This window comes from Cupriavidus sp. 05T313, assembly GCF_056396665.1.
The window spans coordinates 1-9,500 of the sequence record NZ_JBFTLX010000269.1; the positions used below are offsets into that span (position 1 = coordinate 1).

Here is a 9,500-nt window from a genome sequence, read left to right on the forward strand (position 1 = left end):
GAGGGGTTGAATTCCAAGATCGCCACTGTGCAGAAGCGAGCCTGCGGCTATCGCAATCCGGACCACTTTAAGATCGCCGTCTACTTCCACTGCGGTGGTCTCAACCTACATCCAGCTGCGCTGACCCACACGAAAGTCGGATGAACCATAAAAAAAGGAGACAAGCGTGGATGACCTGGAAACCTTCCGGCAGGAGGTACGTGCCTGGCTGGAAGCGCAATGCCCGTCCGAGATGCGGCAGCCGGTACGCAACGAAGACGATATCTGCTGGGGCGGACGCAAGTTCCGCTTCCAGTCCGAAGCGCAGCGCCTCTGGCTCTCGCGCATGGGCGAGAAGGGCTGGACGGTGCCGGAGTGGCCGCGCGAGTACGGCGGCGGCGGCCTGTCCCGCGAGCAAGCCAAGGTGCTGCGCCAGGAGATGCAGGCGCTTGGTTGCCGGGTGCCGCTGCAAAGTTTCGGCATCTGGATGCTTGGCCCGGCGTTGCTGAAGTTCGGTACGGAGCAGCAAAAGCGGGAGCACCTCCCCAGGATCGCGCGTGGGGAAATTCGCTGGTGCCAGGGCTACTCGGAACCGAACGCCGGGTCGGACCTGGCCTCGCTGCAGACGCGCGCCGACGAGCGTGGCGATCACTTTGTCGTCAACGGCCAGAAGGTCTGGACCTCCTACGCCGACAAGGCGGACTGGATCTTCTGCCTGGTGCGTACCGATTTTGCGGCGCAGAAGCATACCGGCATCAGCTTCCTGTTGTTCGACATGGAGACGCCGGGCGTGTCGACGCGCCCGATCGTGCTGATCTCGGGCAAGTCGCCATTCTGCGAGACCTTTTTCGATGATGTCGTGGTGCCGCGCGGCAACCTGGTCGGCGAGCCGAACGGCGGCTGGACCATCGCCAAGTACCTGTTGACGCACGAGCGCGAAATGATCAGCGCCATCGGCAGCCGCGGGCAGYGCCCGCCGATGGGCAGGCTTGCCCGCGACACGCTGGGCCAGAACGAACGCGGCGAGGTCGATGCGCCGATGCTGCGCGCGCAGATCGCCACCTTCGAGATCGACGAGTTGGCCTTCGGGCTGGCGGGCGAGCGGGCGGTGGACCTCGCCAGGCAAGGCGAGGGCATCGCGGCGTTCTCCTCGGTGCTGAAGTACTACGGGGCCGAACTCAACAAGCGGCGCTATGAACTGCTGATGTCGATCGGCGGCAGCGAAGCGCTGGAATGGGAGAGCGAGCGCAGCCAGGATGGCGCCACCGCGCGCGGCTGGCTGCGCAGCAAAGCCAACTCGATCGAGGGCGGCACGAGCGAAGTGCAGCTCAATATTGTTGCCAAGCGCCTGCTTGGCTTGCCCGGCGCCTGACCCCGCCTGAACGCCACGCTTCGAAAACGACCATGGCCATCGTATTGAACCAGACCCAGGAGATGCTGCGGGACAGCGCCCTGGCATTCCTGCGCGAAAGCGCGCCGGTCGCGATGTTGCGCAAGCTGCGCGATACGCGCGACGAGACCGGCTTCTCGACCCAACTCTGGAAGGACTTCGCCGGACTGGGCTTTGCCGGCGTGCTGATCCCCGAGCAGTATGGCGGCAGCGAGCTTGGTGTGGTGGAGGCTGGCGTCCTCATGGAAGCGCTTGGCCGCACGCTGGCGCCCACGCCATTCTTCTCCACCGCCTTGCTTGGCGCATCGCTGATCTCACGGTGCGGCAGCGAAGCGCAAAAGGCGAAGCTGTTGCCAGCCATCGCCGCCGGCAAGCACCTGACGGCACTGGCGATCGACGAGAGCGCGGCGCACCGGCCGGAACGGCAGGCGCTGCGTGCGGCGCAGCAGGACGGTGGCTACGTGCTCAATGGCGCCAAGGTGTTCGTCATCGACGGGCATATCGCGGATACGCCGATCGTAGTGGGCCGCACTAGTGGCGACACGGCCGACCCGGATGGCATCACGCTCTTCCTGGTTCCGCGTGGCAGCGATGGCATCGACATCGAGCGTACCGTGATGGCGGATGCCCGCAATGCGGCCCGGGTTCGGTTCCGGGATGTTCGGGTCGACGCCGGCGCCGTGCTCGGCCAGGTGGGCGGCGGCGCGGCCATGCTCGACCAGGTCCTCGATATCGCGCGCGCCGCGCTGGCGTCGGAACTCGTCGGCATTGCCGACGAGGCGTTCGAACGTACCTTGCGGTACCTGAAGGAGCGCAGGCAGTTCGGCAAGATCATCGGTGAATTCCAGGCGCTGCAGCATCGCGCCGCCCACCTGTTCAGCGAAATCGAGATCACGCGCTCGGCGGTGTTGCGCAGCCAGCAGTTGCTCGACGAAAGCCCCGCCCAGCCTGTTGCCCTCGTATCGGCCGCCAAGGCGCGGGCCGGCAGCACGGCGACGCTTGCGGTGCAGGAAGGCGTGCAGATGCACGGTGGCATCGGCATGACCGACGAGTTCGAGATCGGCTTCTATATGAAGCGCGCTTGCGCCGCGCAAACACTGCTCGGCGATACCAACTTCCACGCGCATCGCTGGGCCACGCTGCGCGGCTACTGAGCGCCGCAGCGCACCATCCTGAAACCGTTTCGCAGGTCTTCCGCGCGCAGGCGCGGGGCCTGCGCTCGCCCTCGCTCCTGCGCTGGCGGGTTTGCATTGCACAACGTGCGCGCCGCGAACGCGGACCCTAGGTAAATCCACTAGACATTCAAGGGCGAGTTCGGTTGTCACGAATTAGAACTCTGGGTATGCTAAGTACGCTATCTGCATAAACAGCAGTCCGGTGGAAAATCGTCGTGCGGATTCTCTATTTCTGGTTGTAGTTCGCTTTATTTGAGCGTAAAGCGATTCCGGCGTGCGGCACGGGTCAGCCACATGAAGCACCGAACAGGAGATGCTATGGTCGGGGCGGCAAGAATTATCGTATCTACGGTATCTTTCTTCGAAGCGGGCGCCACGCTATGAGCGCCTACATCCTGCGCCGCTTGCTGGCGCTGCTGCCGACGCTGCTGTTCGCCAGCCTGATCGTCTTCGTGATCGTGCGCATGGTGCCGGGCGATGTGGTTGACCTGATGCTGAGCCAGAACGACATCAGCGCCGATGCAAAAAGCCGCGACGACCTGATCCGCGCGCTCGGGCTGGACCAGCCGATGTGGCGCCAGTACCTGCACTGGGTCGGCAGCATCGCGCTGCACGGCGACCTGGGCCAGTCGCTGTGGCAGGGCGAGCCGGTGCTGAAGATGGTGGTRGCGCGCATGCCTGCGACGTTTTCGCTCGGCGCGCTGGCCTTGTTCGTGGCGCTGTCGGTAGCGTTGCCCGTCGGCGTGCTGTCGGCCATCCGGCAGGACACCGCGGCCGACTACGTGGCGCGCTCCTTCTCCATCCTGATGCTCGCGGTGCCGAGCTTCTGGCTGGGCACGATGGTCATGGTGTTTCCCTCGGTGTGGTGGGGCTGGTCGCCGGAGGTACGCTACGTCCCCTTCCTTGAAGATCCGCTCCAGCACATCAGCAACATGCTGGTGCCCGCCATCATCCTCGGCATGGCGCTGTCCGCCATCACCATGCGGATGACGCGCACGATGATGCTGGAGGTGCTGCGGCAGGACTACATCCGCACGGCATGGGCCAAGGGACTGAACGAACGCCTGGTGATCCTGCGCCATGCGCTGCGCAACGCGCTGATCCCGGTGGTGACGCTTATCGGCCTGCAAGCGCCGCTGCTGATCGGCGGCGCGGTGGTGATCGAGCAGATTTTCGCGCTGCCGGGCATGGGATTGCTGTTGCTGGACGCGGTCAACCAGCGGGACTATCCCGTCATCACCGGTGTGTTCCTGGTGGTCGGCGTGGCAGTCATGCTTATCAACCTGCTCGTGGACCTGAGCTACGGGCTGTTCGATCCGAAAGTGAGGCATCGCTGATGGCCCGTCCAATCGCAAACGCCCCCGCAATCCAGGCGGTGCAACCGCCGCGGGAGATGTCCGGCACGGGTTGGGCTGTCGCTGCCCTTGCCCTGGTGAAGCGCCTTTTCCGGGAGAAGCCGCTGGGCGCCGCCGGCGCGGTGATCTGCCTGATTTTCCTGTTCTGCGGCGTCTTCGCCGACTGGCTGGCGCCATATGGCGTCAACGAGATCAGCATGATGAAGCGGCTGCAGCCACCGTCGTGGGCGCATCCCTTCGGCACCGACAACCTCGGGCGCGACATGCTGTCGCGCTGCCTGTACGGGGCGCAGCTTTCCGTGATCATCGGGCTGTCGGCCGCCACGCTGGCCACAGCGGTGTCGGTGGTGATCGGCATCCTGTCGGGCTACCTTGGCGGCAAATTCGACCTGATCGTGCAGCGCATGGTGGATGCGTGGATGAGTTTTCCGGACCTGGTGATCCTGATCGTGGTGGTGTCCGTGCTCGGCCCGGGCAGCTGGCAGATCATCGGCACGCTTGGCCTGTTGCTGGGCGTCGGCGGATCGCGCATCATCCGCAGCGCGGTGGTCTCTGTACGCGAGAACATGTACGTCCACGCCGCGCAGTCCATGGGCGCTTCCACCGGCCGCATCCTGTGGCGCCATATCCTGCCCAACGTGCTGCCGCCCATCATCGTGCTGTTCACCACGCGCGTGGGCACGGCCATCCTGGCCGAGTCCGGACTGTCCTTCCTCGGGCTCGGCGTGCCGCCGCCGGCGCCGACCTGGGGCGGCATGCTCTCCGGCAACGGCCGTACCTTCATGTTCCAGGGGCCCTGGCTGGCGCTGGCCCCCGGCATCTGCCTCACCGTGGTCGTCTATGCCATCAACGTCTATGGCGACGCACTGCGCGACCTGCTCGATCCGCGCATGCGCGGCACGCGGTAACGCGATACCAGAGGCCGGCGCCATGACGCCGGCCCGGGAGGATCCAGGGGCGCGGGCGCATCGCTTGCGTCGCGACTTGACGGGCGCAACTAGGAGACAACGATGGAGGGACGCGGTTTGAAAAGAACAATAGTCTCGGTGGCAACGGGCGTGGCACTGGCGCTGTCCGCCGGCGTGGCCAGTGCGCAGGCCGAAGCGCCGAAATACGGCGGCAATCTCGAAATCGGCTCGATGTATCCGACCATCTCGGCCTTGTCCTGGGACCTGGCAGACTGGAACTGGAAGCAGAACTACGATACCGGGCAGGTCTACGAGCAGCTCTTCGTGGCCGATCTTTCCAAGTCCAGGCGCAACGGCGGCAAATATGCCTTCCAGGCGGACGCCTGGCTGCCGGAGGATGCGATCCGCGGCGAGCTTGCCGAGAGCTGGAAGTGGGTCGATCCGCTGACGCTGGAAGTCAGGCTGCGCAAGGGCGTCAAGTTTCCCGCCAAGGCCGGCGTGATGGAAGAGCGCGAGCTGGTGGCCGACGACGTGGTCTTCAGCTATACCCGGATGAACAGCAGCGCCAAGAAGATCCCGACCTACTACGACCACCTCACCAAGGTCGAGGCGACCGACAAGTACACCGTGGTATTCCGCTTCAAGGAATACAACGCCGAATGGGATTACCGCTTTGGYTGGGGCTACTACTCCGGCATCATGCCCAAGGAAGTGGCGGCCGCCGGCGCTGGCAACTGGAAGAATGTGAACGGCAGCGGGCCCTTCCTGCTGAGCAACTTCGTGCAGGGCACTTCCAGCACCTATACCAAGAACGCGCAATACTGGGACAGCGACAAGATCGGCGGCAAGGACTACAAGCTGCCCTTCGTCGACAAGGTGGTACTGCGCACGGTCAAGGACGAGTCCACCCGCAACACCATGCTGCGCACCGGCAAGCTCGACGTGCTGGAGTATGTCCGCTGGACCGCTGTCGATGAACTCAAGAAGAGCGCGCCGGCGCTCAAGTGGTCGCGCTGGTTGTCGACCAATGGCCAGTACGTGGCGCTGCGCGTCGACACCAAGCCGTTCAACGACGTCCGGGTGCGGCGCGCGCTGAACATGGCGGTCAACAAGCAGGAGATCGTCAAGCAGTTCTACGGCGGCAATGCCGAACTGTTCGCCTATCCGCAGCATCCGGATTACGCAGGCTACTTCGAACCGCTGAGCGCCATGCCGGAACAGGTGAAGGAGCTGTTCACCTACAACCCGGACAAGGCACGCAAGCTGCTGGCGGAGGCGGGGTATGCGAAAGGCTTCACGTTCAAGGTGCAGGTATGCGCCTGCCAGCCCGAGCACCTGGAGCTGCTGCCGCTGATCGGAGCCTATCTCGAACAGGTCGGCGTGCGCATCGAGATCCAGCCGATGGAGTACGGCGCCTTCCTGTCGGCCATGACCACCAAGACCAATGCGCCCGGCTACCTGATGAGCAACGGGCATACCAACCCGACCACCACGATCCGCAAGAGCTTCGTGAAGGGCCAGGTGTGGAATGCTGCGCAGTGGGGCGATCCGAAGTAYGAGCAGCGCGTGAACGAAGCCTTCCAGATGCGCGACCTCGGCCGCCGCCAGGAGGCATTGCGCGCGCTGACGCGGGACGTGCTGGCGGATGCGCCGTATATCTGGCTGCCGATCCCTTACCAGTACACCGCATGGTGGCCCTGGGTGAGGAACTACGACGCCGAACTGCGTGCGGGCGCGGTGCGTCCCGGCCCGATCTACGCGCGGATGTGGATCGACCAGGACATGAAGAAGAAGATGGGATTCTGAACCCGTGACGCGAACGCGCGGGCCGGAGCGCCCGGCCCGCGCAATACTGTCATTCAGGCAATTGGCCACTTTGCCACTTTGCCGCTCGGAGGAGGCGCATGACGCAGCCCATTCTGCAGGTGAACAAGCTGACTACGCGGTTCCGTACAGACCGCGGCGTGGTGACGGCGGTCGACCAGGTCTCGTTCGACGTGGCGCCGGGCGAGACGCTGGCTATCGTCGGCGAATCCGGCTCGGGAAAAAGCGTGACCGCGCTGTCGATCCTCGGGCTGATTCCCAGCCCGGCCGGGCGGATCGAAGCGGGCGAGATCCTGTTCGACGGACAAGACCTGCTGCGGCTCAGTCCGGCGCGCATGCGCGCGATTCGCGGCAACCGCATCGCCATGATCTTCCAGGAGCCGATGTCCTCGATGAATCCGGCGCTGACCGTGGGCAAGCAGATCGCCGAGCCGATGAACCTGCATCAGGGCATGCCGTGGAAGACCGCGCTCGGCATTGCCGGCGAGCTGCTCGGCAAGGTGCAGATCCCGGAAGCGGAAAGCCGGCTGGGCGCCTATCCGCACCAGTTCTCGGGCGGCATGCGCCAGCGCGCCATGATTGCCATGGCGCTGGCCTGCAAGCCGCAGTTGATCATCGCCGACGAGCCGACCACTGCGCTCGACGTCACGGTGCAGGCCCAGATTCTCGACTTGCTGAAGGATCTCGCCAGCAAGTCGGACACGGCGCTGATCCTGATCACGCACGACCTGGGCGTGGTGGCGCGCTATGCCGATCGCGTGGCCGTGATGTACGGCGGGCGCATGGTCGAGACCGCGAGCGCGCGGGAGCTGTATGGCCATCCGTCGCACCCGTACACGCGTGGCCTGATGGCCTCGGTGCCGCGCATTGACGGCGATACCCGTCAGCCGCTGGTGCCGATCGACGGCCAGCCGCCCGACCTGACCGCGCTGCCGCCCGGCTGTGCCTTCATGCCGCGCTGCAAGCTCGCCTCCGATCAATGCGCCCTGTCGCGCCCGGCGCTGCGCGCCGTTCGCCCGAACCACTACAAGGCATGCTTCCTCCATGATGCAGACTGAGACACAGGCGGCGTCTGCCGCGCCCCGGTATGGCGAGATTGGCGACGAGATCCTGCGCGTCGAGAACCTCAAGGTTCATTTCCCCGTGACCAAGGGCCTCTTCATCAAGCGTCAAGTGGGATCTGTGAAGGCCGTGGACGGCGTGTCGTTCACGCTCAGGCGTGGCGAGACGCTCGGCCTCGTTGGTGAAAGCGGCTGCGGAAAATCCACGACCGGGCTGGCCATCATCAAGATGCTCGCCGCCAGCGGCGGACGGATCGCCTTCGACGGGGACGACTTCTCCACCTTCAGCAAGGCGCAGGAAAAGAACTTCCGGCGCAGCGTGCAGATGGTCTACCAGGACCCGTTCGGATCGCTGAATCCGCGCATGAAGGTGCGCGATATCATCGGTGAGCCGTTGGAGGTGCATGGCATGGCGAGCGACAAGGCGCGTTATGGCGCGCGCATCGCGGAGCTGTTGCAGATGGTGGGGCTGTTGCCCTACATGGCGGACCGCTACCCGCACGAGTTTTCCGGGGGACAGCGCCAGCGCATCGGCATTGCCCGCGCTTTGGCCGTGGAGCCCAGCCTGATTGTCTGCGACGAGCCGGTCTCCGCGCTGGACGTGTCGATTCAGGCGCAGGTGGTCAATGTGTTCATGGAGTTGCAGCGGCGGCTTGGGTTGACCTATGTCTTTATTGCCCACGATCTCGCGGTGGTGCGGCACATCAGCGACAGGATTGCCGTGATGTATCTCGGGCGCATTGTGGAGATCGCCAGCCGTGACGAGCTATATGCGAATCCGCGGCATCCCTATACCAGGGCGTTGCTGTCCGCCGTGCCGGTGGCCAGTGTCGAGGCAGAGGAAAGGCGGGAGCGGATTGTGCTGAAAGGGGAGGTGCCGAGTCCGTTGAATCCGCCGTCGGGGTGCAGGTTTCATCCGCGCTGCGCGCAGGCTACTGAGCGGTGTAGGGTGGAGGATCCGGTGTTGAGGGAGAGGGGGGGTGGGCAGATGGTGGCTTGCCATTTGGAGGGGTAGGGTATTGTTTTTTGGTCTGAATTTTCTCTAAATTTGATTTGAGTTTGATTTTAATTTGGCGGTGTTGGTTATTGCACCCAAAGGAATACGACATCCCCCTGCGGGGGACGCCGGTCACTCTTCTTTGCTTCGGCAAAGAAGACTAACGAGAAGAAAGCCGACCCTGCCGGGGGCAGAGCAATCAGGCTATTTCGCATTGGTGATTTCGTCGTRCGGCCAGCAGTTCTGCTAGCTTCTGCCGGTACCAGCTTGCAGGGTCACGAATCTGCCAATTTCCGGGATTCGTGGTGCGRCCCCCGGTAGCGGAATCCTTGCCCATTCGGCCATCTGCCGTTACCGGYGCGAAGCACCACGATACATCGCCTGCCAATGGTTTCGTGGTGGGGCGGGCGCGGTGATCAGGGTCTTGGGCATATCAACCCGGTGCCACCGCGCSCACGACGGAACCGGTGCGCCTGCAACTTCGTGGGCGGCCACTACGCGAGCGACAGACGGCTTGAAGCAAGTGATGTCTGCTACCGGGGGCCTCACCACGAATCCCGGAAGCGCCAGATCCTTCCGTGTTCGCCGACCGGGCCACGGTGCCCACCACGAAACGAAGACGATTGCATTCAGCCACGGCCAGCGCCGGTACGGCAGGGTGTCGAATGGCAGGGTATTCGCCGTCAGAGACAAAACCACGAAACCAGCAAGGCATGAGATGCCGTGGCCCATTGCACCGCGAACGGCAGATGGCCGAATGGGCGCTGGGGTGTGCAATCAGGGGCCGCACCACGAAACCCGTGTAGTGCGC

7 protein-coding genes are annotated in these 9,500 nt (G+C 64.3%); all 7 read left to right on the plus strand.

The window, feature by feature from the left end; all coding sequences use genetic code 11:
• Window positions 1-166: 166 nt before the first annotated feature.
• Window positions 167-1,351, plus strand: coding sequence for an acyl-CoA dehydrogenase family protein (locus tag AC1DKD_RS35100; protein WP_477144309.1), 1,185 nt, complete (start codon window positions 167-169; stop codon window positions 1,349-1,351).
• Between the two features lie 32 nt (window positions 1,352-1,383).
• Window positions 1,384-2,523: an acyl-CoA dehydrogenase family protein gene (locus AC1DKD_RS35105; RefSeq protein ID WP_441625096.1), complete on the plus strand. Its 1,140-nt coding sequence runs from the start codon at window positions 1,384-1,386 to the stop codon at window positions 2,521-2,523.
• Window positions 2,524-2,924: 401 nt separating this feature from the next.
• Entirely contained in the window at window positions 2,925-3,881 is a 957-nt protein-coding gene (locus AC1DKD_RS35110; RefSeq protein ID WP_477102237.1) for an ABC transporter permease, read from the plus strand.
• A gap of 56 nt (window positions 3,882-3,937) precedes the next feature.
• Window positions 3,938-4,807, plus strand: coding sequence for an ABC transporter permease (locus AC1DKD_RS35115; protein WP_045235745.1), 870 nt, complete (start codon window positions 3,938-3,940; stop codon window positions 4,805-4,807).
• A 102-nt stretch (window positions 4,808-4,909) separates the two neighbouring features.
• Window positions 4,910-6,613, plus strand: a complete 1,704-nt coding sequence (locus AC1DKD_RS35120; RefSeq protein ID WP_441625100.1) for an ABC transporter substrate-binding protein — start codon at window positions 4,910-4,912, stop codon at window positions 6,611-6,613.
• A 98-nt stretch (window positions 6,614-6,711) separates the two neighbouring features.
• Window positions 6,712-7,689, plus strand: coding sequence for an ABC transporter ATP-binding protein (locus tag AC1DKD_RS35125; RefSeq protein ID WP_441625102.1), 978 nt, complete (start codon window positions 6,712-6,714; stop codon window positions 7,687-7,689).
• Complete coding sequence (locus AC1DKD_RS35130) at window positions 7,679-8,707, plus strand: ABC transporter ATP-binding protein (RefSeq protein ID WP_441625304.1); 1,029 nt, start codon at window positions 7,679-7,681, stop codon at window positions 8,705-8,707. Before AC1DKD_RS35125 ends, AC1DKD_RS35130 begins: the two co-directional genes overlap by 11 nt.
• Window positions 8,708-9,500: the final 793 nt, after the last annotated feature.

Bases quoted from the DNA above. Each gene is read 5' to 3' on its own strand.
- AC1DKD_RS35105 (WP_441625096.1), top strand. From the start codon at position 1,384: ATGGCCATCGTATTGAACCAGACCCAGGAGATGCTGCGGGACAGCGCC.
- AC1DKD_RS35115 (WP_045235745.1), top strand. From the start codon at position 3,938: ATGTCCGGCACGGGTTGGGCTGTCGCTGCCCTTGCCCTGGTGAAGCGC.
- AC1DKD_RS35125 (WP_441625102.1), top strand. From the start codon at position 6,712: ATGACGCAGCCCATTCTGCAGGTGAACAAGCTGACTACGCGGTTCCGT.
- AC1DKD_RS35130 (WP_441625304.1), top strand. From the start codon at position 7,679: ATGCAGACTGAGACACAGGCGGCGTCTGCCGCGCCCCGGTATGGCGAG.